The following is a 26,595-nucleotide window of genomic DNA, read 5'->3' on the forward strand; positions in this document are numbered from 1 at the left end:
GAGAACCGCTATAACACAAAGAACAAGAGGATTGATATATGTCAGAACTGGATGAGATTGCCTCCAAGGCCGGCTCTGCAGCCGAATTTGCCGGACTTTACACCCGTCACCTGGCAACGGTGATGACCCGGCTGGATTTTCAGGACGTGGGAAGGGTCATAGACCTTTTCCTGGAGGCTCGCTCCAAGGGGAGCACGATCTTTTTCTTTGGCAACGGCGGCAGCGCGGCCACAGCAGCCCATTTTGCAAACGATCTGGGATTTTGTGCTTCCCCGGAAGGAAGAGAGCCCTTCCGGGCTTTGAGTTTGAGTTCCAATACTTCCTTTATTACGTGCCTTGCCAATGACATAGGTTTTGAAAACGTGTTCTCATGGCAGTTAAGGAACCTTATGCGCGCGGGCGATGTGGTGGTTGCCATCTCTGCAAGCGGCAATTCACCCAACGTTGTCAAAGCATTGGAATTCGCGAAAGAAAACGGAGGGATTCCTGTGGCGTTGGTCGGCTTCGATGGTGGCCGGCTCAAGGAGCTTGCCGAATACTGCATCCACGTGCAAACGGACAAGGGTGAATATGGGCCTGTCGAAGACGTCCATATGGTGCTTGACCATCTCATAACAGCGTACTTGGCGGCTATGGCAAAATAAGCGCCATGGCGATCGGGATTGGAACCGGCCCAGGCTGCCGGTCCCGTGGCAATACCGGTTGGTAGAAGGCGCTCCGCTGCTCTTGACACCCGGCCCTCGGACAACTATAGTATCTGGATGCCGCGGGGTGGAGCAGCCAGGTAGCTCGTTGGGCTCATAACCCAAAGGTCGGAGGTTCAAATCCTCCCCCCGCTACCATGAGACAACAAGAGGTTACGGTGAAAGTCCGTTGCCTCTTTTTTATTTTGGCCCGTTGGTAAAGGGCCTCGGAGCGATTCTTCGCGAGGAGGTATACCGAGTGCCAATATTTTTGTCCGAATGCGGTTAGCCTGTGTAGGGTCAGGCCCCCGTGCCTTCCCTAGGCCCAACGAGACGCCAAGACAAGGGCGGACGCGGGGGTCCGCGCCGTACTAGGGCAGGACTTCTCTTTGAACCTGAGAAATACGATCGCTCACAGTTGCGAGAGACAAATCGGACATTATTTTTGGCACTTGCTACAGGTAAGTATTCGAATTTTTCCGTTTGATACCAGCCGATGATATAGTAGCCCAGCTAGCTTCTCCAAGTGGGTGTTCTTCAGTTGGACAAGAAAACCATAAGAGTAAAAGAAGTATTGGAGGACATTCGGGCCGGAACACCCGATCGAGCCTTGAGAGAGAAGTACAAACTGTCGGAAAAAGGCTTGGACAGCCTTCTGAATAAGCTCGTTGCTGCAGGGGTTTTGACTCAGGCCGAACTGGAGGAAAGGACCGCCGGGGCCCCGGGAACGCTTCACATGGCTTGGAAATGTCCGGCATGCGGCTTTGCTCAGACCAGAGAATATAACGAGTGTCCCGAGTGCGGCGTCATAGTAAAGAAGTTCCATGCGACCCGAGCCCGCGAATCAGGAACGGCCGGCCATCCATCGGGAGCGGCCCCCCAAACAGAATCGGTTTTTCAGGACACGTCAACGGCCTCCAGAGACGGAGGGATGGCAAGCCCTGAACATGCGCTCGTTCCACCGATCCCTGATTTCAATCATGACCAGGCCGGGTACGCGGACGAAACATCCGATGAATTGACCGATGTGGCCCCGGAAACGCTCAGAATGGGGAAGACCGAGTGGCTTCTGATCCTGGTGTGCCCAGCCGTCGCTCTGATATGTTTTGCGGTTTTTTGGTTCCGGTGGACCCTGGAAACCTTCAAGACGCTTGTCCACGAAATGGGCCACGCGATTTTCGGCTGGATTTTCGGCTATCCGTCGTTTCCGGCTTTTGATTTCATGTGGGGTGGTGGGGTGACATTGCACACCGCGCGGTCTACAGCTTTGTTGGTCCTCATCTATTTCGGCTTTGCCGGCCTCATTTGGTTGTACAGAAAGAATCAGGCTACTATGGCGCTGTTAATTGCCACGGCTATCCTTCATGCGCTGTTCAGTTTCACTTCGGTTCACTCGATACTCATCCTGTTCATGGGGCATGGAACCGAACTCATTATTGCCGGATTGTTCATTTACAGATCGTTGACCGGCCGTGCGGTATTTCATTCCTTCGAGAGGCCGCTATACGGCATCATAGGCTTCTTCATTGTTTTCGCGGACCTTGCCCTGGCGTACAGGCTCCTGACGAGCGCCTCGTACCGAGCGGAGTATGCGAGCGCAAAGGGCGGCGATATTGACATGGATTTCGTCCGCATTGCAGGGGACTACCTTCATACGACCATGACCCCGGTAGTAGTTGTGTTCCTCGCATGCTGTCTGTTGTGCCTTGTGCTGAGCTTTCTAGCGTTCCGTTACATGGAATACATCCACGCTTTTGTGGCAAGGCTATGGACTCGTGAACCAGAAGGACATGCCGGATATATTGGAAAATGAATAAGAACTGTTTTATAGCTCCGGAGCGGTAATTTTACACCGCGGTTTTGGGAACGAGAGACCATTGGCGCGACCGCGACAATGGTCTAAGATAAGGGAGTTTTTGGGGAGAGGACCGGGGAGGCCCTTTTTGTTCGGCCTCCCCGGTGCACTCTTCCGAAAGGAGGGGCCCATGGCCCAAAACAAGAAAAAACCTGCCCCTGATTGTGCCACTTGTCCCAACGGGAATCCGAACAAGATCTGTATGAACGAGAAGGGTTCCGGCCATAAAGGATGCCCGACTTTGACCCGGAAAGACCTATTGGCCCAGGCCAACCGGGAGTATGAGAATCCGGCAACCGGCCTGTTTGCTCGCCAGGCTTCCATGCAGGAAGCCTCATGCTATGCGAACCGGCACGAGCGCCCGTATGTCATGCAACCAACCAAGACGCGTATTGCCGAAATATGCGAATTCGCGAACCGCATGGACTACAAGCGCCTCGGCCTGGTTTTCTGCGTGGGTCTCAGCAGTGAAGCCGCGATTGTGGAGAATATACTCAAAAAGCATGGCTTTGATGTGGTGTCGGTGTGCTGCAAGGCTGGAAGGACCTCGAAGGATCTTATCGGCATTGAGGATCAAGACAAGATTTTCCAAGGAACCGACGAAGCAATGTGCAACCCTGTTTTTCAGGCAATGACCGTTAATGACGAAAAGACCGATTTCAACATCTTACTGGGTCTTTGCGTGGGCCACGATTCGCTCTTCTTCAAATACGCGGAAGCGTACACAACGGTCCTGGCCGTGAAAGATCGAGTCACCGGCCACAACCCTTTGGCCGCTGTTTATCTCCATAATTCGTATTACAGGAAGCTGGAAGCAAAATAAGGTTCAAGGTCGGGTTCAACAGGGTCCGCTGCCAATTCATAGTCCAGCGGGTGACATTAGCCCTTGACCCTTCGGCTCCGGATCGCCTATCTCGCGCCTTTGCTCAGACAGGCGTTCTTCAGATCGTTCGCTGTGACCGCGAATGAGCTGCGAGGATGCTCGGAAAGAAGCTTGTTAAAAATCGCGAGAGCCTTGGAGAACTGATTGTGGTTGAACAAGGACTTGCCGATACCCAGGAGCATTGAAGCGACGAATTCTTCAGGAGGCTGAAATCCCACCGATCTGTGTTGCTCTTTTCCTTCATCGTCCAGGAGCACTTGAGTAGGCGTGTACTGAATTGCGAACTTCACCGGCAAGGGGTCCGGCGAATGAGCGTTTACACGCAGAGGTATGAGGTACTGATTCACAAACTGAACGGTCCTTGGCTCGGGATACGTAACTGTATCCATCTGGCGACAAGCGCCTCAACCCGGATTGAAAAAATCCAGCAGAACGTGCTTTTCTTGCACCCTGGCCATGGACAATGCGATATCGAGGTCCGACTCCCATCTAATGCTCGTATTCATTGATCGTTTCCTTGGCAATAATTTTTATGGGAAATCCAACAACTACACGGGGGCGTACCGAAAACGGTTGTTGCCCAGAAAAAGGACTTATGCCCTGCCTACTCATAGCAAGCTGGTTTGCTCAAATTCCAATGCGTCTATGCATGAGTCGCTGCCACCTTTGGCCTCGAAGCAATTCGTTGTGCCCCTCAATATACACTATCCAGGAATCCTATTCCATTTTGTCATACCTCATTAGGGTAAACATTGAGTTACCAAAGGCGAAATATTGTCATTGCGAGCGCAGCGAAGCAATCTCTGCCTTTGAGCGCTGAGATTGCTTCGTCGTTTCACTCCTCGCAATGACAGAAAATCGGCAACTCCCCCTTTAACTGAATGATTACTCGTCAGGAGACCGACGAAAGCCCCAGGCAATGGGCCGGGCATTGATTCCCACAGCTCAGTGGTGTATTAATTTAATAGGGCGTTTGGTTCCGGAGCAACGGAACGGAGTGAGAGTAATTCTCACCGCGCCTAAACGTCGTGCTGAATATCGTTAGTTTTTTCGCCGGCTAGCAACCCCGTAGTTGGCCCACGTGAACATTTCATGTTGAAAATACCGGACCTGAACGAGCCAAGCATTGATCCTCTGAAGTACTTCCCGGAAGGTCTGCGCCAATATATCAAGGAAAACGGTATATTACGCGAGTACCCGCCCAACGGGGTGCTGATGGCGCCGGGGGACACCGGCGATACGGTCCGGTTTCTGATTTCAGGGCATGCGACAGTGATTTTCCGTGAAGACGGGGATCGCCAGATCGATGTAGACGACCTTAAACCCGGTGAGATGTTTGGAGAGATCAGCTTCCTCACGGGGCGGCCTTCGCCTTCCGATGCCGAGCTTATCGCGGATGAAAGGTGCCTGGTCCTGGAAATACCCGCGCAATCCTTTGAAAAAATCCTTCAGGAAAACCACGAATTCACCCTGACTCTTGTGAGAAGCCTGGCGCGAAAGATAACTCGCCTCGATCGCGACATTTACAAGAGCAAACAGCAGCGCCGCGCTCTTCAGTCTTTGATCAGCCGGGAAGATCACATTTTTCCCGACTATGTCATAGGGGATTATGTTCGCCGGAATCTTGCGACACGATTGCAGGAAATGGCCGAGACCGACGGACCTGTCCTGATAATCGGGGAAACCGGTGTGGGTAAGGAGGTGCTGGCCCACGCAATATTCCGGATGAGCCATCAGTACAAGGCGGTCTTTCTTTTGCTGGACATGCTGAGAGTGCGTTCGGAGGACAATTTTGGAGCGCCGGAACCTGCCGTTTCCACCGAGGAACAGAGCCCTACCGAAGAGCAGATGCGTCTGTTCTTCGGGTCAAGGGAGAAAACCGCTGAAAACTCCCACAACGAAACCGCGGGTTACATCGAGTTGACGGAAGACGGCACTCTGCTTGTCAGGGCCGTTGAACAGCTCACCCCCTTAATGCAGGAAAAACTGCTCGACGCGGTCCGAACAGGGACATTCAGGCGTTACGGCGGTAGCGGTGAAAAGCAGGCAAAGATCCGTCTCATCGCCACCACAAACCTGGATTCTTCGGAAATATCTCCCGAAATGCACCCCCTGATGCACGGCCTGTTGGACCGCTCCATAGTTATCCCTCCGCTGAGAAAGCGCCGCCGAGAAATCCCCTCAGTAGTTAAGCATTACCTGGCCAAGTACGCACAGGAACTTCGAAAGGACGTTCCCGACGTCCCAAAAGAAACGCTCAACACCTTGATCCAGTACTCCTGGCCCGGAAATGACGTGGAACTGTCAACTACTCTCAAACGGGCCGTCCTCGTATCCGAAGGTGGGGCCCTCAAACCTCATGACATCTATTTTGACCTGAAAAGAGTGGAAGGGCAGGGGAAGTTCAACCTGCTGAGGATGCCCGCGGCGAAGCAAGCAATCCTGAGCCCGCTCTTTCCTGCAATTTTCCAGAGCGCGGTGACTCCATTCTTCTTTATACTTCTGGTACTACTTTTCCTCGGACCTGCGGACCTCATGAGGAACCCTGCGGCGCTCTTTAGCTGGGCTGTCGGGTGGCCGACTATCATGATAGGGGCATTCTTCTGGGCGAGGTTCTGGTGTTCCTTGTGTCCTATCGGCACCCTTAGCCAGTTGGCCAAGAAGGTGATCGCGCTGGAAAAGCCGTTCCCGACGTTTTTGAAAAACCACAGCGATTTGATCATTGCGGCTGCTGTCTTGGGCATTATCTGGCTGGAAACTGCAACCGATATAAGGCACTCCCCTTTTAACGTGGGCCTGTTGCTGATGACCATGCTTACGTCCGCGGTGGTGATTTCCGTCATTTACGAACGGCTATCCTGGTGTCGCTACCTTTGCGGTCTTGGCGGGATGATCAGCGTGCTGGCCAAAGGTTCGATAATTGAATTGCGCGCTGATCGCAACGTGTGCATCTCCCAGTGCACGTCCAATGAATGCTACGTGGGCACAAGTACCAGGGAAGGTTGTCCGTTCGGGCAAGTAGGCCCGAAACTGCACAGCAATCGCTTCTGCAAGCTGTGCGGATCATGCGTCAAGAATTGCCCGCACAGCGCGATCAATCTCAATCTTCGAATCCCCGGCAAAGAGATCTGGGAAATGCGCCACACCAACATGTGGACTGCATTTCTGATCATCGGCATGCTCGGCGGCCTCCTGAGTGAATTGGTGCACAAGATGCCGGTCTACAACTGGTTGACGGCTCCCTGGCCTTTTCCCGAAATCGTCAAATTCACGATAGTCTTCGCGGCAGTGCTGTTGATAGTCAATATTCTCTTGGCCCTTGCTACAGGCTTCTCGCGCAGGGTCTATGACGACACTTTCGAGGAGAACTATTCACGCTACGGGCTTGCGCTGCTGCCTCTGACGTTGGCCGCGTTTATAGCGTTTCATATCTACTATCTGATCAACTTGGGCGTTCAATTGCCCATCCTTATAAGCGAAACTTTCCAGTTTGAGATATTCCGCCAACTGATCATCACGGTTCCGCCCGCGGTCACGCTGTTTATTCAACAACTGCTTATTTGGATAGGACTGCTCTGGAGCTTGATGATAATTTACCGGCTCGGGCGTTCGAGCCACGAGAGGCTGTTTCCTGCATTGGAAGGAATGCTTCCGCATGCGGCCTTGTGCATTGGATTGGCAATGACTCTGCTCGATGCCATCAAGGCCTTCTTTTATCCTGAAATGATTGGCTGATAATTGCCGGCGGGCACAGCCCGCCCTACAGGAAGCCCACGGCCCAATCGTAGGGCGGGCTGTGCCCGCCGACTATGGTTGTTGCCAACACCCTCGGTCGCGGCGGCTTTTCGGAAATTCATTTTGGCAATTACTATGGTCCGAATCATCCGGGACACACCTGCGGAGCATCCAGAGTACAGATGCAGCAGAGGAATTGCCCGGATTGGGTGTTGCTGATGTTGCGCATGCCGTGGGGCTCCATGCTGGGCACATAGACCATGTCGCCGGGTCCGCAGATCTTCTTGATGGCTTGGCCCGTATCAGTATTCAGTTCCCAGCACTCGAATTCCCCTGAGACAATGTACATGGTCTGAACGTAGGCATGATCGTGGGTCGGGATTTCGCCTCCCGGTCCAACGGTGAACAATCTCAGCCCATAGGCCGGGCCTCCTGCCGAGTCCTGGTCGACTCTTGAAAGCCAGCGAACACCTACGTCCTTGGCTTCGGAAGTCTGGCCTTTATAGTTGACCGATCCCACTTTCACTTCTTCCACGTCATTGGTTTTCATAGCGATCATTGTCTTCTCCTTGGTGCGTTCCCCGTTCAAGGAAGCAAATCGTTTTTCTTGATGAAATCCGTGATGGCTTTTGCAGCTAAGGCGTGGCCCGCGGCATTCCAGTGCTCGTCACCCGGAATGATCATGTCCGCGGGAGAATAGCCTTTTAAATTGTCCAATTCCAACACAGAGACGCCTTTTGAAGTGAGTCCCTGGACAACATCTGTACAAGACGAGTCACCATGGCAAACTGCGACCACGAGAAGTCTCGCCGCGTGGTCTTGGGCTACTTTTCTTGCCTGCTCGACAAGAGCGATGGTTAATCGAACAGGATAATCATCATGCTTAGAGCCCGAGGCCATATTTTCGCGGCCTTGTTCGAGGGCCGCGCTCCCGAAGATTGTTCGATCAAAACTTAACAGAAAACGGAAGTTCGACCGCAGCGCTATCCCCGTCAGAGCTGAATAACGGACAAGCCACTTTCTCAGCTTATCTTTAAGCGATCCCTGTGAACAAGGCACTCCAGTAAGCTGAAGCGATCCATCGTCCTTCAAAACCATTATCGGCCTGTAATATCCGTTATAACCTTGGGTTAAGTTGTCCAGGATGTCGTTTTTATACAGAACCAGGACGACAAGGTCCGGATGGTATTTAACGCCTTCCCGCTCCAGCCATAGAAGCTCTTGAGTCGTTCCGTATGCGGTCACCCCTGCATTTATGACTTCCGCTCCTGCAAGCTCTGCCTCCAGCCGTCTGGTGAGGGTTTCCTCAGCGTTGACGCCGTACCCCCATACAAACGAATCCCCCAGCACCAGAATTCTCTTCTTGTCCTGCTGCTTCTCGTAGGAACGATCGCGATCTCTTAGTCCAAGCTGATTTATCTTTACGTAAGTACGGAATTGCGGTCTTTCAAAGGGACCCTCCAAATTCGGCAGCAAACGCCAGCCCAAAGTCGGATCGTATTGAAAAAACTGGGTGCCGGCATACATTGACCTGAAACCGGCTATTCGCACAGCCATTTCGGCAATCAGGACCGCGATCACGGTGGACAACAATACCAGCGCTACATTGACGGCCAAATCTCGTAATTTCGATCGGGAAGACACTGACATGGAAGAGTTATTTGATTCCGCCCACGAAAAAGTTAATTTGCGAGGTTAAACGGCCTGAGCCAACTCGTCTCAGCATACCATTTTTTGAGATGCCCTGAACAGCTTTTCCCCAGGCTGTCCGACAGGAGTATCCCAATGGCCCGGGCAATTGCTGAAAGGACAGGCGGTGTGAAGGACCACCCGCGGCTTCTCTATTCACCAGGCCCGGAAAGATTTACCCCAAGGACACCTGCAATTATCAGAACCAGCGACAGCATCTTGACAACGGGCATAGGCTCTTTGAAAAAAGCTACCCCGATTATCGCAATCAGGAACGTGCCCAGACCCGACCAAACAGCGTAGGCAATGCTTATTTGCATCTGTTTTACGCAGAAGGTCAAAGCAATGAACGAGAGCGCATAGAAGACGAATATCAGAATCGAGGGCCAGAATTTAGTGAATCCTTCGGAAAGCTTCATCGAGGTGGTCCCCGATACTTCCAAGACTATGGCTGTAATAAGAAACATCCAGGGTTTCATGAACAACTCCCAGTTTGACGCGATCAGTCCGGAATGCCACACCACATCCGCCGAGTCAATCTTACGGGTTAGCAAGGCCCTCCCGAATTCCCGAAGTATTTTGAACCCTCGTGCCCCGGTCCTGCATCAAAAAAAATAGAGAGGTAAGATTTGCTTGCACTGTGGAGGCTCACATGGGCGAGGACAAAGGTTTCAAACCAACGGAGAATATTGGACGCGAGGGGCGTGACGAAGGGAGCGACGAATTGACCAACCGCAAAGTCGAACATGAATCCAGACTCGATTTTCAAATGGCGGTGGATTACCTGCAACAGGTCTTGGAGACCGCGCGATCGGGCAATTTGCTGGTCGAGGCGGACGGCAAATCGGTGAATCTCGCTCCTACAGGTGGGGTTGATCTGGAGATCAAGGCCAAGGACAAGCATGGGAGGCAAAGCCTGGCCTTTGAGCTAACTTGGGAAAATAAGCCCGAGGCGGCGACGCAGGCTGAGGAAGTCGTTGGGGGAGACATCCGAGGAGATGTATGTGTCGCAAACCGGGTAAGCAGTATGGAGCAAGAGGCCGGAGATTACGACGACTTGGAAAGACGCTTCGAGCAGGAACTCTTTGGTGGTTGCGGTTGCGTCGCGATTCCCGGTTCGTGATGAACCGTCGCGGTCCCGGTCGGGAACGGGCCGAGTTTTTTCAAATATGGAGATTGCGGGGAGGTCCTTTCGGCAAAGGGGACTCCCCGGCGGGTTTTTTGCGCCCCTTATTCTTTCCCTCACCGAGACCGGTCACTTTTCCCACATTGGACACGCGCAAAAGTAATGGTAGCCCCCCCGAGCGATTCTTTAACTTGGATTGGGCTTGCGACAGAAACTGCCTTCATTCCAATACCGGCCGTTCAATAGTCGCTCAGCGTGCCCGCTACCGCGGCGGTGCAGAAGCCTGCCAACAGGCCGCAGAATAGCGATCTTAACGCCATCCCCACTATTTCTTCCCTGCGTTCCGGAGCCAGAGCGGACATGCCACCGATGAGAATGGCCATGCTCCCGAAATTAGCGAAGTTGCAGAGAGCGTAAGTGAGGATCATCACTGCCCGTGGTGAAAGTTCGTTTGCCGCAATCATCTCCTTCATGCGGCTGTAGGCCAGCCACTCGTTGAAAACGGTCTTTAGGGCAAGCAAATTGCCCGCTTTCTCGCAGTCCTCCCACGGCACGCCGAGCACATATGCCACCGGCGCGAACAGGTAACCGCCCAGTTGCTCAAATGAGGTCCCGAGAACTGCCAAGAATGCATTCATCATGTGGATGATGGATACGAAAGCCAGCAATATGGCCGCTATCCCGGCGGCCAGTTTCAGGCCGTCCATCGCTCCACTGGCCGCGGCCTCAACAATCCCGCGATCCCCAGGGATGAGGACTTTCCATTCGATTCTGTCCCCTGTTTCGGGGGTCCCGGTTTCCGGGATCATCATCTTGGAGAAGGCCAAAGCCGCTGGCGCGCTCATGACGCTTGCAGCCAGTATGTAGCCCGGGTTCGCGCCAAAAACCCCGACATACACGGCCATAACCGAGCCTGCAAGGTTGGCCATAAAACAGGTCATGACCGTAAAAAGCTCCGAGGTGGTCATGCGCCCTATTACCGGCTTCAGCCCTGTCACCGCTTCGATGCCCATGAAAATCTGCATCACCGCGGAAAGCGTCTCAGCGCCGGATGTGCGCATTGTCCGTTGCATGCCACGCGCCAGGACATAAATCACAGCAGGAAGGACCCGGAGATAATTCAGCACGGCCATAACGGAACTTACGAAAATTATGACCGCGGCCATGGTCAACATCACGAAGTCCTGATGCTCGGCAAGCGAGCCAAAAAGAAATTTGGCCCCCTGTGACGAGAAAGCGGAAATGCCGTCAAACAGAGATTGCGCTCCGGCAAATATGGCCTGGGGGTAGGCTTTCAGCATCAGTACGGCAAAACAGTACTGCAAGGCCAACCCCCACAGCAGCAGAATCCAATTTATCTTGCGCCGATCGCGTGACACGAGAAAACAAATCCCCACGATCAACCCTATCCCGATGACGCTCATGAGTCTTGGCGGCATGAATACTTCCAGGAAATGTGATTTGAAGGCATCCTATCACCGGCCGTTCGTGTCGGCCAAGCTGATATCTGAATACGCGGCTGAGGCGTCCGTTGCAATCTAGGCCTCATTCCTTCCCAAAATCCATGATCTCAGTTATACTCGGTTTCAGCGCCTGGCCCGCTCAAGAGATTCTTTGAGGGGTTTTAGAAGCGAGCCCCTCGGACGGGCCGGCTTGTGCCGCGATTACCATGACCCGAAAATGAGTGACCGTGACCGACCGTATACCTTCATACCTGCCCACAAAATTCAAGCGTATTCATCTGGAACTTACCAACAGATGCAATTTCTCGTGCGTGTTTTGCCCTGACGGTGTGATGACCCGTCCCCGCGGGGTGATGGAAGAGGAGTTGGCACGGTCTGCCTTAAATCAAATCGCACAGCTCGATCTTGCTGAAAAAGTCACCTTTCACGTCATGGGGGAGCCGCTTCTCCACCCACGCTTCTTCCAGATACTGGATTTCGCCAAAGAACTGAGCCTGCCTGTAGGCCTCACGACCAACGGGGCCCTGCTGTCTTCGGAAACGATTGACAAGCTCGCCAGGCAGGACCTGCACCAGGTGGATATTTCCCTTCAAACTCCCGATGCGGCCAGCTTCCTGGCCACAAGAGGCACTCGCATCGATTTTGACAACTATAGGGCCAGGCTCCTGGATCTTCTGGCCGCGTGTGAAGCAAGGCCTTCACCACCCATATTCAAGATCCGAATTATGACCACCCGGTTTGCCGGAAAGATGAGAGAACAGCTCGGCATCCCCGACTTCATGGGCGACGCCGACACTTTACGCAAGACCATTCTCGAATGGACCGACCTGATCTACAAACGCCTGAATCGCACTCCTGTCGACCGAGCCAAACTACAAAACAAGATAAGCAGAATCGGAATTCATGCCTGGAACGTAATCGAAATAAGCCCCAATATCTTTATTGAGACCTATGTTCTGACTGATTGGGGGAACGCGTTGAGCCAAGAACGGATCGTGGAGGCAGGGCACGGGTATTGCTTTGGAATGAGAGATCACTTTGCCATTCTATACTCCGGGGATGTGGTTTTGTGTTGCGTGGATTTCGACGGAAAAACCTCTGTGGGAAACATTAAAAATACCAGCCTGTTGGAAATACTGAAGAGCCCCGAACTCGAAAAAATTATGCGGGGATTCCGGACGGGAAAACTGGTTCACGCGCATTGTCGCCTTTGCCTCGGGAGCGCGACCCGCGCGAGTTCGTGGATCAAGCCGGCTGCGTCCTTCATGGGTCTGAAAATATTGAAGCCGTTGTTCTATAGAAAGCACAAGCTGTTCGACTGATACCAGTTCGCAATAAATAACCTGACTTTGGGTGGACAGGCGGCATGTCTCTGGAGCGAAGTCAGGTCCGCCGTTCGCAGCGGAAGAGACATGCCGCCTGTCTTATAGGGAAAATGGCAAGCTGCTATGAGATCTTCTCGCACCTTCTCCAGGACTCCGTCAGTAAGGCTTCCGGGATGACCTCTTCCAGGGTTATTCCAGTGCCCGTTCGATTGTTGAAGTCAATTCCGGCAAAGATTTCCATGCGGTGGAACAATACTGACAAGCGACTGTCATGTATGGATTATAAGCTAGTAAGAAAAATCCGGACCTGACAAGACCGAGTGGACTGGGGAGTGCTTTGTTAATGTGTGGCAAAAAACCCTGAAGTCACATTCGGGTAGACAATTATCTTCATGTTATGATACCATTATAGAAACCATGTCCCTATGAAAAGGGAGTTTTATAAATGTCGTCGAAGACGTGCGCGGCGGCTCTTCTAATATTAATTCTTGTCATTCCTGCCCACGCCACAGCCGCGAGCCCTGCCCCGGAAGAGCTTGCTGAAAACGCCAAGAAGGCTCACAGCGCGGGCGAGTATAAGAAAGCCATAGACTTTTTTTCACGCGCCATAAGATCGGAGCCGGACAACGCGGACCTGTATTTCAGGCGAGCGCTTGCCCTTGAGCGGCTCGGAGCTAACAAGGAGGCGATTGAGGACTACTCGAAGGCACTAAAGCTGAATCCTCGGATGGAGACCGCGCTCAATAACCGGGGGAGCGCGTATTACAGAGAGGGCAATTTTGATAAGGCCATCGAGAATTATTCAAGTGCCATCGAGCTGAACCCGACCTATGCCCTTGCCCATTACAACCGCGGAAACGCCTACTACGGGAAAGGTAACCTGCAAAAAGCAATTGACGACTTCTCTCGCGCCATCGAGATAGATCCACGCGACGCGGACGCGTACAACAACCGCGGTTGGGCCCTGTTGCAGAACAATAATCTTGAGGCTTCAGTAAAGGATTTTGGTGAGGCAATAAAACTGAAGCCGAACCATGCGTTAGCCTATTACAATCGAGGGACGGCGCGTCTTAAACTGGGAGACATCGAGAATTCCATTAAAGACCTTTCGTACGCGATTGAACTCGATCCCCAGTATGCCCTGGCATATTTCCAGAGGGGAAACGGCTATTTCAGAAAAGAGGACCTGGACAAGGCCATTGAGGATTATAGTTCCGCTGTCCGGTTGAATCCCACATACGCGGACATTTATAACAATCGCGGCTGGGCTTTTTTCAAAAAGGGTAATAATGTTCTGGCAATGCGGGACATTTCCAAGGCTTTGACCTTGAATCCGGACCTTGCCCGAGGTTACGTCAATCGGGGTTATATCCACAAGAGCGTCAACGAATGTCCCAAGGCCATTGCAGACTTTACACGGGCGTTGGAGCTTGATCGCGAAACGGCCCCTGTTTACACATATCGCAGCACCTGTTATCTGGCCGCAAATCAGCTCGATAAAGCCGTCAGTGACCTGGAAGCCGCTGCAAAGCTGGACCCTGACGACACCGAGACTCTTCTGGTGTTGGGAACGCTCAAAGAGAATGCAGGGGACTATGAAGGCGCGGTGAATCTATTTTCCAGGTTTGTATCGCTCCGGCCGGATGATCCTGTTTCCCATTTTAACCTTGGTGTGGCGCTGGGGAAAAAGGGATTGATCGGGGACGCAATTAAAGAGTTGACGAGAAGCATAGAGCTGAATTCGGGCTATCGTGAAGCCTATCTTAAAAGAGGGATCGCGTTCGAGTTTCAAGGCGACCCAGCAAGGGCGAAAGCTGATTTCACCGCCGCGCTTGCGCTGCCGGAGGACAAGCAGGGCCCCAATTCACTGAGAGCACCAGTCAATACTGCTCAAGTAAAAGAAAATTTGACCGCACGATGATTTTTCTCGGCTTGTTCACGAACAGCCAATCCGGAAAGATCATGAGGTCAAATCCGTAGTTTGGGGCCGAGTCGATATTTGATCGTTGCGCCACGGCCAATTTCATGCGATTTTCTGGCCGAACGAAATTCACCGGGCCGTGTTTCATGGCGAACCCGAACCGGATCAACATGTTAACTGGAACTAAATACCAAGCGCCCGGCCGAAGCTCCCGCTCTTTCGCCTACCCTTTCGGGGGGCTGGCGAAACGGTTACCTTCGCTCCCATTCCTATTTCTGATCCTCTTGTTCATTGCTGGATTGTCACTCGATCCGACCGCCGGCCGTGCTGCGGAAAACGCCAAAAGCTTGTACTCCGAAGCCGTGGAAGCCCACTGGAAATGGGATCTGAACAAGGCCATCCGCCTTTACAGCCGTGCACTGGTGTTCGATCCCAACAATGCCAGAGCCTACTTCAATCGCGGAGTAGCGTACCGGTCCAAGGGGGACGAGGAAAGGGCACTGGCGGACTTCAACCAGGCAATATCAAGGGACCCCAATATTGTTGACGCGTTCTACGGTCGGGGTCTCATTCATTTGCATAAGAGAGTCTTTGACAAGGCTGTGGAGGACATGAATCGCGTCCTGGATTTGGAGCCCAAACATACGGGCGCGCTGCGGGTCCGGGCCGAGGCCGAAACCGAATTAGGGCAATTCGATCAGGCTGTTGCAGACCTTGATGAGGCGCTCAAGCTTTATCCACAGGATACGGAATCTTACTATCTCCGGGCGACCGCGTACGCGGGCAAAAAGGACACACGGGCCGCTCTGGCTGATCTGAATAAGGCCATCGAGATGAATCCCAAACACGCGCGGGCGTACTTGAAACGGGGAAACCTCTCGCTGTCCGAGGGCAAGACAAAACAGGCGGTGGCGGATTACGATCGAACCATCAACCAGGACCCCAACAATCGAGAGGCCTACAACAATCGGGGCTGGGCTCAGTATTTACTTGGCAACCTTGATTCCGCGGTAAAGGACCTGTCCAGGGCCCTCGAAATCGACCCCAAGTTCGGCCAGGCTTTGTCAAACCGCGCGTCGGTGTATCTTAAGATGGAGCGCAATGAAGATGCGCTGGCAGATTATACTCGACTGTTGTCGTTTCAGACCTCCGATCCGGCCATTTATGTAGCTCGCGGCCGGATCCTGCTCACCTTGAACAAGCCCGCTGAAGCCATCAAGGACTTCGATAAGGCCCTTGAAAAGGAGCCCGGGTCTGCGCCCGTCGCTTCTTTGAGAGGAGAAGCAAAGGTGCTTGCAGGCCGCCACAAGGAGGCGATCCCGGATTTGGATGTTGCTTTGAAGGCTGATCCCACGGATGTGGGGGTCCTTTGGAACCGAGGGACGGCATACGAAGCTCTGAAGGCCTACGATGCTGCAATTAAGGACTTCGCTCGCGCCATAGAAGCCGACCCTGCGTCAGCCTCTGCCGATATGTACTACAACCTGGGAAAGGTCTTACTTTTGAAGGCCGACTTTGATCGAGCCATTCAAGTTATGACCAGGGTGATACAGATGCAGCCGGCGAATGGATTGGCATATGCTAATAGAGGAGTGGCGTACAAGGACAAACGTGAATACGCGAAGGCCGCGGAAGATTTTCGAAAAGCTCTCACGCTGCTGGACCAACCTGCCCGCGTGGAAAGGGTCAGCGCTCTGCTCAAAGAGACGCAGGGTCTGTTCCGCGAGACCCTACCCCCCAATCCGCTCCATGTACTCAGGGAAGAACCTACCGAAGAGCAGACTGAACCACTTCGCCCGCCTGAACGTGGCGTTGAAGGCCGCCTCTGGTAAAGATACCGCTAAGCAAAAGTGTCTGATACGAGTTGGCTTTCAAACGATGAAGATGACTTGTGACAGTTGGGAAATTTCTGTCCGTTTCGGGGGAACTCCATTCCGTCATTCCTGCGATCCCCAAGTTCACCCCGGTGTAAACCGGGGCAGGAATCCAGGCCCGCGTCTCGCTGGATTCCGTGGGTTCCCGCCTTCGCGGGAACGACGGGGCGAGCAAGGCAGCAATGGCAGGAGGGCCGTCGGGGGCCAACGGACATCAATTTTGGCAATTACCATAGGTCCAAATCAGCACTGACCTGGTGCCCAGGTCAGTGGCACCCAAGCCACAATTCGCACTCTTTCAGGCCGGGTGAAAAACGAGAAAGATTTTGACGACCGTTTTATATGTCCATTCCCACAAATTCTTCAGTCCTTGACTCGTGGCGGAAATGCCACCATCCAGGCCAGGATACCTATCACAACAAGGTCCCACGGTAGGAACAGGACCGTGGCCTGCAAGGGGCTCAGGCGGGGCAGTTCCATCATCTCCTGCAAAAAACCTCCCACACCGGAAGCCAGAGCAGCCAGGCCAAAGGGAAAGCAAGCCTTCCACCGCCACCCCCTGATCCAGGCGATTATGGTAAGCCCTATGAATGTGGCAAGGGACACAATCTCCCAAATCCATAACAAATTGCTGAAGGCCATGATTCGGCTCCGTGGTCCCGCGACGCGGTGTCTCTGGTGGGCAAAAGTGATCAATTTCTCTTTGGGTTCATGGGGAAAGGTTTCCACAGCCTGTCCTCGGGGCTGTGGAACCGCGCGTACACCTATCGCTAAGAAATTAGATTATTGCCGGCTAGACGACTATTTCGGCTCGATCTTTTCCTTGGGAACTTCATTGGATCCTGCGGGCGGGGGCGGAGGTGTTTCCTCTTCCATGCTTCTCTTGAAAGTCTTGATCCCTTTTCCTATGCCGCCCATAATCTCCGGAATCCTTTTGGCCCCGAAGATTATCACCACTATGAGTAGAATCAGGAGCAATTCCGGCATACCAAGACCAAACATTGTATGTCGTCCTCTCTAACCCCGATCACGAGGTTTTTGTGTCCTATTTTCGTGTTGTTTCACCGGGGTTCCACGCCTCGGCGCGGTGCGCTCGGTGAGGATGGAGGAAGAGACCATCTCCTCCTCAAAGCCTCTCCCATCGTGATTCCAGCCTGTTAGGTTTGTCCCGCTGAAAGGTTACCTTTTTCCCGAACTTTCGAATCGGCTCGGAGTCATTATATTTTAATAGAGCCGAATTGGTCAAATGTTCCTTTGGGCCGGGAGCCTGCGCGGAATGCGACAGACATGTCCGATTTTGGACAGTCGCTGCTGTGTGAGCGTTAACAGCATGCTGCGCTAAGTGCTCCCGAGAAGCCTGTCGGATTCTGGACAGTGGGAAGAGGCACACCAGGAGGGGTTGATATGCGGAACTGGTTGATTTCAGGAGTCATATCACTTTTGCCGTCGGTTGGCATTTGGGTTGCATTAAAGGAGGGCATGAAAAAAACAGAGGAAGGCAACATGAGCCAAAACAACGATAAGCTCGAAAACACCGCTGACCGACAAGAAGAAGTGATAGCGACTCTGATCAACCCCATTCATGTTTTTTCCGGCGCGGTGTCGCCCAGAGACTATATCAACGCTCAAAAACAGCTTCTACGGGACTTCGGCGAGGACATCTATTTCAATTGGCAATTAGAAATCCTTCATGCGGAAATTGCTTCCATAATTGAGGAGATCAAGCTTGAAAACAGTGGTCCTCGTCCCAACACGAACGTCGTGGGTCAGGCCTAGGCCCGCGAAGCTCCAGAAGTCCTGTGCTCGTATATACCCAGGCAAAGAGTAGGAAGGTCAACCCATCAACACAACGAAAGCGGGACTCCGCTAGGGAGAAAAGGTAGGTCGAGATGAACCGGTCAACATGACCGTCGAATCCGGCCCAAAACACGCCACAGGACCGGAAATCTATTCGATTTCCGGTCCTTTTTTCTTGCATGCACCTGGAAAGCAAGAGACCTCCCTCCAGAAAGATCGCACGGATCGCGCCACGAGTCCATGTGGACCCTTTTCCGCGCTCTGCGCGGTAACAATGTAGCTTGTGCAGACCCCCCGCGTAGCTGAACGGACTGTTTTTTGACAACATCCTGCCTTGAACATAGGGCGTGTAACTGCTACGCTGGGGCAACCCTTTTGTCGAGGAGCGTTTTTCATGAGCAAAACCAAAGTAGCGGTAGTGCGCTATCAGACCCCGCTGGAATCGGTGAGAAAGGCCGTTGAATTGTGCCGAGGACTCGATCACGTCCCGGCAGGGGCAAGCGTTTTCATTAAACCTAACATCGTTTTCTGGACGCAGTCGGTGGAATTCCCCAAGTGGGGGGTCATTACAACGTCTAGAGTCATTCATGACATGGTGGTCCTGCTCAAAGAGCGCGGAATTGACCGCATCACAATTGGTGAAGGGACAGTGGTCTACAATCCGAAGGACAAAGAGACTGCTGCTCACTCCCATGAAATCCTGGGCTACAATGCCTTGAAGAAGCGTTACGGAGTCCAGGTTTTGAATGTCTTAGAAAGGCCTTTTGAAAAGGTCCGCCTCGCCGATGACCTGGAGCTTAAATTTAATGCGGACTACTTGCACAGCGACTTTGTCGTCAATATTCCGGTCATGAAAACCCACGCGCAGGCTGTGGTAAGCCTGGGTATCAAGAACCTCAAAGGCATGATCGACGTCAACTCTCGGAAAAAATGTCATTCCCCGGACCTTGAAAAAGACCTTCACTATACGGTCTCGAAACTGATGAAGACCCTTCCTCCTTCATTCACGATCATTGACGGGATTTATACGAACGAGCGCGGCCCCGGGTTTGACGGCAAGATACGGCGCAGCGATCTGCTGGTTGCGTCGCCGAACGTCTTGGCCGCGGACAAAGTGGGCGCCACGATCCTGGGACACGAGCCCTCCAAGGTTCCTCACCTGGTTCATGCCGCAAAGGACGCCAATATGCCCATCGATCTCTCGGACGTGGAAGTCGTGGGGGAGAAGATTGAGAACGTGGCCATGCGCCTTGAGCACGCGTTTAAGTACAACGAAGCCGGCACATTGCCCTTGCCCATGGAAAAGATGGGCATAAAGGGACTCGCGTACCCGAAATACGATCTTACTATCTGTACGTATTGTTCCATTTTGACCGGGATGACCCTGACGGCTGTCGCTTATGCCTGGAAGGGACAAGCGTGGGATAATGTTGAAATCCTGACAGGAAAACTGATGAAGCCCACCCCCGGCAAGAAGACCGTTCTTATAGGAAAGTGCCTTTACGAAGCGAACAAGGATAACCCGGATATCGGGAAGATGATAAGTGTCAAGACATGCCCGCCCTCGCCGGACGCAGTAGTTAAGGCGCTTCATCAGGTCGGCGTCGAAGTGAACCCTGAAATATTCAAGCATATGGACATGGCGCCGGGTTTCTTCACGAAAAAATATGAAGGTAAACCGGAGTTCGATGAATCGTTCTTCAGAATTGAATAGGCGGGCGAGACCGAAGCGCCAATTCATAGGTTCTTGGTGATACGGATGCGCTTCTAAGATTGTTGGACGGAACTCATGTGCTTTCCGGCAGTGGCCTGGTACCGATAATACCAGTTCGCTTTCAAACGGTGAAGACGACTTCAGATCAAAAACTGCACTGACCTGGTTCCCAGGTCAGTGGCACCCAACAGCCGATCAATAGCGGCCCATGTGTGCCCCTGACACGGGTTTTGCCCGGTCTGTAATCCTGCGTGCCGGTTGCTTTCAGTATCCGAATTCTTTGAGCTTGTACGGGTCGCGGGTCCAGCGAGGGCTCACTTTGACGAAGAGTTCAAGGTGCACGCGGCGCTCCAAAAATTCCTCGATTTTTTTGCGCGCATTAATCCCGATCCGTTTTATCATCGTACCGTTTTTCCCTATTAGTATCGCTTTCTGGCTGTCCCTTTCCACGTGAATTTCCGCGTGAATTACTACCAGGTCCTCCTTCTCCTTGAAGGATTCCACCACGACAGCGGTTTTGTAAGGGATTTCTTCCCCGGTAAGCTTCATAATCTGTTCCCGCACAATCTCGGAGACAAAAAACCTCACCGGCAAATCGCTTATCTCATCCTCAGGAAAGAGCGGCTGTCCTTCGGGCAGCAGCGCGATCAGGGTCTCAACTAAATCATCCACCCCGGACCCGTTCAGGGCGCTTATGGGGACAATGGCGGCGAAAGTGTGGGCTTTGGAAAATGCATCAATCAACGGGAGAAGAGTGGGTGGTTCGACGGTGTCTATCTTGTTGATCGCAACGACCGAGGGGGGGCGGGCGGATTTGATCAGGTCTATGATTCGGAGATCATCGTCGTGGATCTTTTCTCCCGGCTCCACCATCAACAGGATTACGTCGGCTTCCTCGAGCGATTTGACCGCGGTGGCCACCAGGGACTTATTGAGAGGGGTCTTGGCATCGTGGAACCCCGGAGTATCCTGAAACACCATCTGGACGTTCGGCAGCGTGTGAATGGCGGTGATGCGGTGCCGGGTTGTCTGGGCCTTAGGTGTAACAATTGCCACTTCCTGGCCCATTATGCGATTAACCAGGGTTGATTTGCCTACATTCGGGCGGCCGGCCACCGCGATGAAGCCGCTACGGAAAGCATTGGATTGGTCGGGAGTAGTCATGGATTCTCCTTGACCGTGCTGCCGATGGTGTTTTATGATATAAAGATTGCCTCTAGTAAGGAGAGATGCCCGAGTGGCCGAAGGGGCGCGACTGGAAATCGCGTGAATGCCCACAAGGTGTTCCGAGGGTTCGAATCCCTCTCTCTCCGCCATGACTCCAAGAAGCCAGGGGTGCCCCTGGAGGGCGGCTTGGGCCTCTTGCCGGTTGACCTACGCTAACCACGCCGATTGAGCCGGTCTTAAAACTTATTATCGCTCGGGACGCGGCAGTTCTACCAAAAAGTTCTTTGCCACAAAGGCGTTACCGCCACCAATCATTACGATTGTAGTCGGGGAGATTGAACTCCCGATCGGTTCCGTATTCCCAGTCGTAAGGAATGGGATAGAAGGGGAAAGCTACTTCGGTAACCCTGCTCATGAACCTGTCCCACCGATACGTTTCTTGCCGCGGGACTTCCGGGTCGGTATTCTCGGAAAACCTCTGAGCCTTGTACCACATCCCATAATTGCCCGGCGGATAATTTCGGACAAAACGGGAATCATAATCCGCAGCCGCCCAGGCGTCCGAAGAATCGTATAGAGCGAAGCAGGCAACCAGAATCACCGCTGCTATGCAACAGATCGCTCGCATGGTCTCTCCTTTGATAGCCATTCGAACCAAACCCGCAGCAATAATACCAGAAAAATGGTCATTCTGTCAATAAGTTGTAGTGATTGCCTTATGTAATTTGACAGTGTTGGGCTCGAACAATAACTTTCGGGGTCCGTGAGACGAGTCTATCGCAGTCGCGCGGCCTGGCGGTCCTCCATCAGCGTCCCTAGGACATCGAGCACCAATTCATGAATTTGGTCTGTCGGACGCACTCCGTCGATTCGGTGGATCAACGGATCGTTCAGCACTCGATAAATTGCGTCAACAGCCATCAAGTTTTCTTTCAGCTCAAAAGGAGAAAACCCTCCGGCCCGTTCGCTTGCGATTCGTGCGAGAGCAGTTTCCACAGGGATTTCAATCAGAAAGGTAATATCCGCAGGGATGGCAAAATCTCGGTTTGCGGAAATAATTGCCTCAGGGCTTATGCCTCGTGCTCCTTGGTAAGCCACCGAAGAATATACATACCGGTCGCACACGACCGTGCGGCCTTCCCTCAAAGCGGGCGCTATGACTCGTTTAACGTGGTGGCGGCGGTCTTCGGTGAAAAGCCTGGCTTCTTCTTCAACAGCAGGCCGGGTCTTCATGGATTTGATCGCAAGCCCCGCGGGACTGTCCGAAGGTTCCGCGGTCAGGAGAACAGGAACACCGGCTTTGGCCAGCCGATCCGCTAGCATTTTTGCCTGGGTGGACTTTCCGGCCCCGTCTATCCCTTCAAATACGATGAACAAGGGCGAGCGTTTGAGCATGGCAACGACTGTGTCATCAAAGCGGCGTTTCACGATACAAGTCCTTTTTTGGGCGGGAGTTGCGGCAACGCGGTAGATTTGTAGCAAGTGTCAAAAATAGTGTCCGATTGTGAGAAGTGCCTGTTGGAATTTGGTGGGTGCCGGCCTCCGTGCCGGCACAGTTCTCCCTTACAAATCAATCACGCCCCTGGCGTGACAGGGACCCCGGATCGCGGTCCGGCGCAGGCTCTGGACCCCACCGGTTCTCTTGGAGCGTGGGCGGTGCAAAAGGTCAAGAATTGTGGCAATTGGTATAAGGAGCATCTCATCAGTCCACGCTGCCATCCCGACGAAAGCCGGAATTCAGAACCCCCCGCGGAGAACGCGGACTAATAACCCTGGATTCCGGCGTTCGCCGGAATGACGGAAAAGGCAACGACGTCAAGGTCCTGCTGCCTCAATCATCGGCCTTAGGAGCCTCCTTCGGTTAGCGTAAAGGACTTGAGCAGCTTTAGATCGGATTCTTTCGTGGGCGGAACATCTGAGCCAAAGACTTCCATCGTGACCTTCTTCCCAGCCACAGTTACCAGACACCAGCCCCAATAGGCCTTTTGGGTCTCATTCCAAGGCCAGATGATGGATGCCCGCGGGTTCTGGAATTTCCCGTCATAAAGAATCGTGTTGCGCTGTTTGTCCCACGGCGAGCCATTGAGCGGATACAGCCGAGTAGTCAGGCCGGCTGAAACAACATGCCAGACACCTTCCACTTCCTGCACCTGAATTTGGTGCTCATGGCCGCAAAAATAAGCCGCCACGTTATTCTTCTTGAGAAGGTCCCAGAACCTGTCCCTATCCTTGCGCCGATCAATGCCCCTCAGGTTATCGCAGGTGTACTCGGGGTCGAAAAAAGGCAGCGAATCCCACATATGCCCTCCACCAGGAAACGCCGGGGGGTGGGACGCAACAAAAGTGATCAACCCTCTTGCCTTTGCTTCGCTCAAGTCCCTGGCCAACCATTCCAGGGTCTCCTCGGAGAATGAGTTTTTTTGAGACATGGTGTAAGCGGTGAGAACCACAAAATGACAGCCGTTCATGTCAAAAGAGTAGGTTAATCCAAAATCGGACTCCGGCCCGCCGCGGCCGGGTAGCATGTCACCCAGGACTTCTCTGAAAACTTTGAAATTCTCTTCAGCGGGGGTGTATGCGCTCGCATGCTCTGAGCATTGCTTTCGAGGAACCGATTCATCCCTTGCGATCACTTCGTGGTTGCCCGCCGTGACCGAGAACCCAATGCCCGCGTCGAGAAGCGGCTTGACTGTTTCGCGCCAATGCAGAAGCTGAATCTTGTTGCACTCCGCGACTGATGCAGCATCGCGCTTCCATCCGCCGGACATCATGTCTCCCGGGAACAGGACCAGTTTTATGGGTAGTGAACGATTCGTTGCCAATACGGCGTTGACTATCGGCTCCAAAACTTGAGAAACGCCGAAGTTATCATCGGAGCATTTGGCGGTTTTCGCTTGCCCGCGGGTATCCGAGAAAACCGCGAATCGAAAGATTTCGTCATCTGCTCCGCAAAGGGCCGGAGAAATGAGCAGCAGAAAGACAGGTACAAAAATGGCAAAGCGCTTCATGATTTGTTTCCATCCATCTTCCCGGGTCAGATCCGCATTCCCGGATTTTCAGCGAATTGGGTTCTATCTATTTGCCGCCCCTTTCAGGTTTCTGAGGAGGTTCCTCCACCACAATTTCGTTTCTGACCCAAACAGCCTCTCGGTACTTGTTTAAACGCTTGTTCAGCTCACGCTCGTATCTTCCTTTGGTGAATAGGAGTTCGTCAGGGTGCATCTGGTCCCATTTCCGGCTTTTTTCCTTCACTTCCTCTTCGATCTTTTCCTTGTATCCTTCGATGGGCCTGATTTCCAGGTGGTAAATCGCGTACCCGGTTTTCTCGCGGCAAATATAGTAGATTCGTCCGCTGTCGGTGATTTTGATGGAGACGAGCTTTCCGGAGGTGGGGACTTTCGTGTAAACGTTCTCATAGCGAATGCCTCGCAACCCGCCCAAGGCGTTTTCAGCCACCCCGAAATCTGCCGCGGCGTTTGCACTGATTGAAAAGCCCGCAGTCAGCATCAAGAACAACCCGATTAGTAGCGCTTTCATATTCTGCGATCTTCCTTCAGCCTTCGCGAGGATGGTACGGTTTCGGGCGCATCATTGAGACGCGTCACGCGAGGGCTGTTTCTATCACATCAGCGAGTTCCATGAAATTCACTTTCATTTCTTTTTCGATGTTTTTGATTTCCCCGGGTGCGTAAGACACTCCGAAGAGCACATTTATGGTTATCCCTTTCGTGCGGCAGAAAGAAGCAAGGGACTGCTTTGTCATAACTCCGATGATGAAGGCTCCTGACCCCGCGGCCCACTGGAAGTGAGGCCCGTCACCTCCGCTATCTCCCATAACAATCACCTTTCGATGCGGGAGATTCAGTGAACGAACCAACGCATCGGTAACCCTGGCCTTGTCCTCGATCTCCAGGATCTGGTGCACATAACGGCGGTCCTTCTCGGATTCGGCAAAGGTTATCATTGGATTGGCGGCCACGACCGGCACCTCGGGCAGCAATCCTTTTTTGAATACACGCTGAAAATATGCCTGCGTATTGGTGGTATTGATCATGAACAGGATGTCGCGGCTTAGGCACCATTCAATTAGCTCAGGTACCCCTGTGTAAGTGTTGAAGGAGTGATCCAGATACGCGTCCATTTGTTCTTCGGTGAAAGGACCCGGAAGCAAACTTCTTATTTGGCGTGCGGCCTGAGACAGGGAGATCTCGTTGCCTGTATATTGGCGGAAGATGGTGGAAAGCTGTGCAGTCAGTTCCGGATAATTAAAGCTAATAGGGTCGAAGGGGCCGTTGGGCGAAAGGCACTCGCTCCAATCGGACGAGACCACCGCCTTGTATTTCGGGGCGGTTCTTATCATGTGGCTCTCCATGTGCGATCTTTTCTCGATAGCGCTTCGGTCATCCGCTACCACCCGGAAGTTCCACCAGAAAAACTTCAAAAGCAACTTTTTTTCTGAAACGGACTTCCGCCAGGTTCGCAATTCGAAATACAGTGGCTTTTATTCAAGCCGAAACTTCACTTAAACGTGTTTGTGGTTGATCTTTAAAAGGATAATAGATATAATAAATGCGCACAATTACCTTTCCGGAGCAATCAGCATGGCGAAATTGGAAGAATTGGCAACCCCGACCGAGCTTTTGGACGCCATTAGAGACGGAGCCCTCAAGCGAGAGTTGGTGAAGAAATACCGGACCTCTGATCAGGAACTCGCCAAGTTCCTCCTGCCTCTTTACCGGAACGGTAAGCTAACAAAAGAAGAGTTTAACGACTTCTTCAAAGGGGTCCCCTTGCGGACGCGCGCAGCGGAAGGCGAGGGGGTTTCTTTCGAGGAGTTCAGTGAGCCGGCCACTCCGGATCTGCCCCCGTCACAAATTTTTCGAGCGTTGTCGGAAGTGGTCGAAAACCCCTCATTTGAGCTACTGGAGCCGGTTAGTCCGGCTTCCCGCGAAGAAGCACCCGCGGCCGTGGATATCTTGCCCGCGACTGACTCGGCTCCGGCAAAGGACGCCGGCAAGCAAGCCGCCACTGTATCGGAACCGGCCGCCCCAGTGCCCGGCCCGCAGGAAACCACAGGCAAGGCTGATTCAATGGCCGTTTACCCCGCGGATTCCGCCGAGGCGGGCAGCCTCCTGAACATGGTCTTTGCCAGACTGAATTCCATTGACGATCGGCTGGCGCGCATCGAGAAGAAGATCAGTTCAGTGTAGCAGCCTGTCCAAGAAACTTGGGCAAAACCTAGCAACTTTTCCAACTACGATATCGATGGGATAATAATTCTCGGCTTTCGTGGATCGGGTGCCACGGCTGCCTTGGCCAGCAGTGCACTTTCATGCCAACAGAACCGCTGAGCACTGATATAT

General features: G+C 53.0%; 24 protein-coding genes and 2 tRNA genes. 13 read left to right on the top strand and 13 right to left on the bottom strand.

The features are described 5' to 3' along the window. Nucleotides 1-38 precede the first annotated feature (38 nt). The 4 genes from HY913_00210 (at nt 39) to HY913_00225 (ending at nt 3,361) form a co-directional block, all read left to right on the top strand. Complete coding sequence (locus HY913_00210) at nt 39-644, top strand: SIS domain-containing protein (GenBank protein ID MBI4961676.1); 606 nt, start codon at nt 39-41, stop codon at nt 642-644. Between the two features lie 121 nt (nt 645-765). After that, nucleotides 766-842, top strand: a tRNA-Met gene (locus HY913_00215). Nucleotides 843-1,224: 382 nt separating this feature from the next. Beyond that, entirely contained in the window at nt 1,225-2,496 is a 1,272-nt protein-coding gene (locus HY913_00220) for a hypothetical protein (protein ID MBI4961677.1), read from the top strand. Nucleotides 2,497-2,668: 172 nt separating this feature from the next. Beyond that, entirely contained in the window at nt 2,669-3,361 is a 693-nt protein-coding gene (locus tag HY913_00225; protein MBI4961678.1) for a DUF1847 domain-containing protein, read from the top strand. A gap of 86 nt (nt 3,362-3,447) precedes the next feature. Here the strand turns inward: HY913_00225 and HY913_00230 are convergent, their stop codons facing one another. Then, nucleotides 3,448-3,810, bottom strand: a complete 363-nt coding sequence (locus HY913_00230; protein ID MBI4961679.1) for a hypothetical protein — start codon at nt 3,808-3,810, stop codon at nt 3,448-3,450. A gap of 703 nt (nt 3,811-4,513) precedes the next feature. Here HY913_00230 and HY913_00235 point away from each other — a divergent pair. Further along, nucleotides 4,514-7,156: a sigma 54-interacting transcriptional regulator gene (locus HY913_00235; protein ID MBI4961680.1), complete on the top strand. Its 2,643-nt coding sequence runs from the start codon at nt 4,514-4,516 to the stop codon at nt 7,154-7,156. Between the two features lie 145 nt (nt 7,157-7,301). Here the strand turns inward: HY913_00235 and HY913_00240 are convergent, their stop codons facing one another. The 3 genes from HY913_00240 to HY913_00250 all read right to left on the bottom strand — a co-directional run bounded on the left by HY913_00240 (nt 7,302) and on the right by HY913_00250 (nt 9,324). Then, entirely contained in the window at nt 7,302-7,715 is a 414-nt protein-coding gene (locus HY913_00240) for a cupin domain-containing protein (protein MBI4961681.1), read from the bottom strand. A gap of 26 nt (nt 7,716-7,741) precedes the next feature. Further along, nucleotides 7,742-8,806, bottom strand: a complete 1,065-nt coding sequence (locus HY913_00245) for a hypothetical protein (GenBank protein MBI4961682.1) — start codon at nt 8,804-8,806, stop codon at nt 7,742-7,744. Nucleotides 8,807-8,997: 191 nt separating this feature from the next. Beyond that, nucleotides 8,998-9,324: a multidrug efflux SMR transporter gene (locus HY913_00250; protein MBI4961683.1), complete on the bottom strand. Its 327-nt coding sequence runs from the start codon at nt 9,322-9,324 to the stop codon at nt 8,998-9,000. Nucleotides 9,325-9,497: 173 nt separating this feature from the next. On the opposite strand from HY913_00250, the gene HY913_00255 reads away from it, so the two are divergent. Next, a complete protein-coding gene (locus HY913_00255; GenBank protein ID MBI4961684.1) occupies nt 9,498-9,968 on the top strand; it encodes an amphi-Trp domain-containing protein in 471 nt (156 codons plus the stop codon). Between the two features lie 242 nt (nt 9,969-10,210). Here HY913_00255 and HY913_00260 read toward each other — a convergent pair whose 3' ends face one another. Then, nucleotides 10,211-11,410 carry a NupC/NupG family nucleoside CNT transporter gene (locus HY913_00260; GenBank protein ID MBI4961685.1) on the bottom strand — a complete coding sequence of 400 codons (1,200 nt, stop codon included), beginning with the start codon at nt 11,408-11,410 and terminating at the stop codon, nt 10,211-10,213. Nucleotides 11,411-11,661: 251 nt separating this feature from the next. On the opposite strand from HY913_00260, the gene HY913_00265 reads away from it, so the two are divergent. The 3 genes from HY913_00265 to HY913_00275 all read left to right on the top strand — a co-directional run bounded on the left by HY913_00265 (nt 11,662) and on the right by HY913_00275 (nt 16,512). After that, nucleotides 11,662-12,756: a radical SAM protein gene (locus HY913_00265; protein ID MBI4961686.1), complete on the top strand. Its 1,095-nt coding sequence runs from the start codon at nt 11,662-11,664 to the stop codon at nt 12,754-12,756. Between the two features lie 448 nt (nt 12,757-13,204). After that, nucleotides 13,205-14,680 (top strand): tetratricopeptide repeat protein, encoded by a 1,476-nt coding sequence (locus HY913_00270; GenBank protein MBI4961687.1) that lies wholly within the window; start codon nt 13,205-13,207, stop codon nt 14,678-14,680. Between the two features lie 347 nt (nt 14,681-15,027). Continuing rightward, a complete protein-coding gene (locus HY913_00275) occupies nt 15,028-16,512 on the top strand; it encodes a tetratricopeptide repeat protein (GenBank protein MBI4961688.1) in 1,485 nt (494 codons plus the stop codon). A gap of 405 nt (nt 16,513-16,917) precedes the next feature. Here the strand turns inward: HY913_00275 and HY913_00280 are convergent, their stop codons facing one another. Continuing rightward, complete coding sequence (locus tag HY913_00280) at nt 16,918-17,196, bottom strand: hypothetical protein (protein ID MBI4961689.1); 279 nt, start codon at nt 17,194-17,196, stop codon at nt 16,918-16,920. Nucleotides 17,197-17,355: 159 nt separating this feature from the next. Next, nucleotides 17,356-17,556, bottom strand: coding sequence for a twin-arginine translocase TatA/TatE family subunit (gene tatA / locus HY913_00285; protein ID MBI4961690.1), 201 nt, complete (start codon nt 17,554-17,556; stop codon nt 17,356-17,358). A gap of 477 nt (nt 17,557-18,033) precedes the next feature. Here tatA and HY913_00290 point away from each other — a divergent pair, with 477 nt between their 5' ends. After that, nucleotides 18,034-18,330, top strand: a complete 297-nt coding sequence (locus HY913_00290) for a hypothetical protein (GenBank protein ID MBI4961691.1) — start codon at nt 18,034-18,036, stop codon at nt 18,328-18,330. A 415-nt stretch (nt 18,331-18,745) separates the two neighbouring features. Further along, on the top strand, nt 18,746-20,065 hold the full coding sequence (locus HY913_00295) for a DUF362 domain-containing protein (protein MBI4961692.1): 1,320 nt from the start codon (nt 18,746-18,748) through the stop codon (nt 20,063-20,065). Between the two features lie 264 nt (nt 20,066-20,329). On the opposite strand, the gene era is transcribed toward HY913_00295, so the two are convergent. Next, nucleotides 20,330-21,229: a GTPase Era gene (gene era, locus HY913_00300; GenBank protein ID MBI4961693.1), complete on the bottom strand. Its 900-nt coding sequence runs from the start codon at nt 21,227-21,229 to the stop codon at nt 20,330-20,332. Between the two features lie 59 nt (nt 21,230-21,288). Here era and HY913_00305 point away from each other — a divergent pair. Further along, nucleotides 21,289-21,381, top strand: a tRNA-Ser gene (locus HY913_00305). 149 nt (nt 21,382-21,530) lie between these two features. On the opposite strand, the gene HY913_00310 is transcribed toward HY913_00305, so the two are convergent. The 5 genes from HY913_00310 to HY913_00330 form a co-directional block, all read right to left on the bottom strand. Continuing rightward, complete coding sequence (locus tag HY913_00310) at nt 21,531-21,881, bottom strand: hypothetical protein (protein MBI4961694.1); 351 nt, start codon at nt 21,879-21,881, stop codon at nt 21,531-21,533. 125 nt (nt 21,882-22,006) lie between these two features. Next, nucleotides 22,007-22,660: a dTMP kinase gene (gene tmk, locus HY913_00315; GenBank protein MBI4961695.1), complete on the bottom strand. Its 654-nt coding sequence runs from the start codon at nt 22,658-22,660 to the stop codon at nt 22,007-22,009. A 416-nt stretch (nt 22,661-23,076) separates the two neighbouring features. After that, nucleotides 23,077-24,240 (bottom strand): metallophosphoesterase, encoded by a 1,164-nt coding sequence (locus tag HY913_00320; protein ID MBI4961696.1) that lies wholly within the window; start codon nt 24,238-24,240, stop codon nt 23,077-23,079. Nucleotides 24,241-24,307: 67 nt separating this feature from the next. Next, nucleotides 24,308-24,769 carry a hypothetical protein gene (locus HY913_00325; protein MBI4961697.1) on the bottom strand — a complete coding sequence of 154 codons (462 nt, stop codon included), beginning with the start codon at nt 24,767-24,769 and terminating at the stop codon, nt 24,308-24,310. 64 nt (nt 24,770-24,833) lie between these two features. Beyond that, on the bottom strand, nt 24,834-25,592 hold the full coding sequence (locus HY913_00330) for a hypothetical protein (protein ID MBI4961698.1): 759 nt from the start codon (nt 25,590-25,592) through the stop codon (nt 24,834-24,836). Nucleotides 25,593-25,833: 241 nt separating this feature from the next. Here HY913_00330 and HY913_00335 point away from each other — a divergent pair, with 241 nt between their 5' ends. Next, nucleotides 25,834-26,442: a hypothetical protein gene (locus tag HY913_00335; GenBank protein MBI4961699.1), complete on the top strand. Its 609-nt coding sequence runs from the start codon at nt 25,834-25,836 to the stop codon at nt 26,440-26,442. Nucleotides 26,443-26,595 lie beyond the last annotated feature (153 nt).

Source organism: Desulfomonile tiedjei (assembly GCA_016212925.1).
GTDB lineage: Bacteria > Desulfobacterota > Desulfomonilia > Desulfomonilales > Desulfomonilaceae > JACRDF01.

Bases quoted from the DNA above. Each gene is read 5' to 3' on its own strand.
- HY913_00210 (MBI4961676.1), top strand. From the start codon at position 39: ATGTCAGAACTGGATGAGATTGCCTCCAAGGCCGGCTCTGCAGCCGAA.
- HY913_00225 (MBI4961678.1), top strand. From the start codon at position 2,669: ATGGCCCAAAACAAGAAAAAACCTGCCCCTGATTGTGCCACTTGTCCC.
- HY913_00230 (MBI4961679.1), bottom strand. From the start codon at position 3,810: ATGGATACAGTTACGTATCCCGAGCCAAGGACCGTTCAGTTTGTGAAT.
- HY913_00235 (MBI4961680.1), top strand. From the start codon at position 4,514: ATGTTGAAAATACCGGACCTGAACGAGCCAAGCATTGATCCTCTGAAG.
- HY913_00240 (MBI4961681.1), bottom strand. From the start codon at position 7,715: ATGATCGCTATGAAAACCAATGACGTGGAAGAAGTGAAAGTGGGATCG.
- HY913_00245 (MBI4961682.1), bottom strand. From the start codon at position 8,806: ATGTCAGTGTCTTCCCGATCGAAATTACGAGATTTGGCCGTCAATGTA.
- HY913_00250 (MBI4961683.1), bottom strand. From the start codon at position 9,324: ATGAAACCCTGGATGTTTCTTATTACAGCCATAGTCTTGGAAGTATCG.
- HY913_00255 (MBI4961684.1), top strand. From the start codon at position 9,498: ATGGGCGAGGACAAAGGTTTCAAACCAACGGAGAATATTGGACGCGAG.
- HY913_00260 (MBI4961685.1), bottom strand. From the start codon at position 11,410: ATGCCGCCAAGACTCATGAGCGTCATCGGGATAGGGTTGATCGTGGGG.
- HY913_00270 (MBI4961687.1), top strand. From the start codon at position 13,205: ATGTCGTCGAAGACGTGCGCGGCGGCTCTTCTAATATTAATTCTTGTC.
- HY913_00280 (MBI4961689.1), bottom strand. From the start codon at position 17,196: ATGGCCTTCAGCAATTTGTTATGGATTTGGGAGATTGTGTCCCTTGCC.
- tatA (MBI4961690.1), bottom strand. From the start codon at position 17,556: ATGTTTGGTCTTGGTATGCCGGAATTGCTCCTGATTCTACTCATAGTG.
- HY913_00290 (MBI4961691.1), top strand. From the start codon at position 18,034: ATGAAAAAAACAGAGGAAGGCAACATGAGCCAAAACAACGATAAGCTC.
- HY913_00295 (MBI4961692.1), top strand. From the start codon at position 18,746: ATGAGCAAAACCAAAGTAGCGGTAGTGCGCTATCAGACCCCGCTGGAA.
- era (MBI4961693.1), bottom strand. From the start codon at position 21,229: ATGACTACTCCCGACCAATCCAATGCTTTCCGTAGCGGCTTCATCGCG.
- HY913_00310 (MBI4961694.1), bottom strand. From the start codon at position 21,881: ATGGCTATCAAAGGAGAGACCATGCGAGCGATCTGTTGCATAGCAGCG.
- HY913_00320 (MBI4961696.1), bottom strand. From the start codon at position 24,240: ATGAAGCGCTTTGCCATTTTTGTACCTGTCTTTCTGCTGCTCATTTCT.
- HY913_00325 (MBI4961697.1), bottom strand. From the start codon at position 24,769: ATGAAAGCGCTACTAATCGGGTTGTTCTTGATGCTGACTGCGGGCTTT.
- HY913_00330 (MBI4961698.1), bottom strand. From the start codon at position 25,592: ATGATAAGAACCGCCCCGAAATACAAGGCGGTGGTCTCGTCCGATTGG.
- HY913_00335 (MBI4961699.1), top strand. From the start codon at position 25,834: ATGGCGAAATTGGAAGAATTGGCAACCCCGACCGAGCTTTTGGACGCC.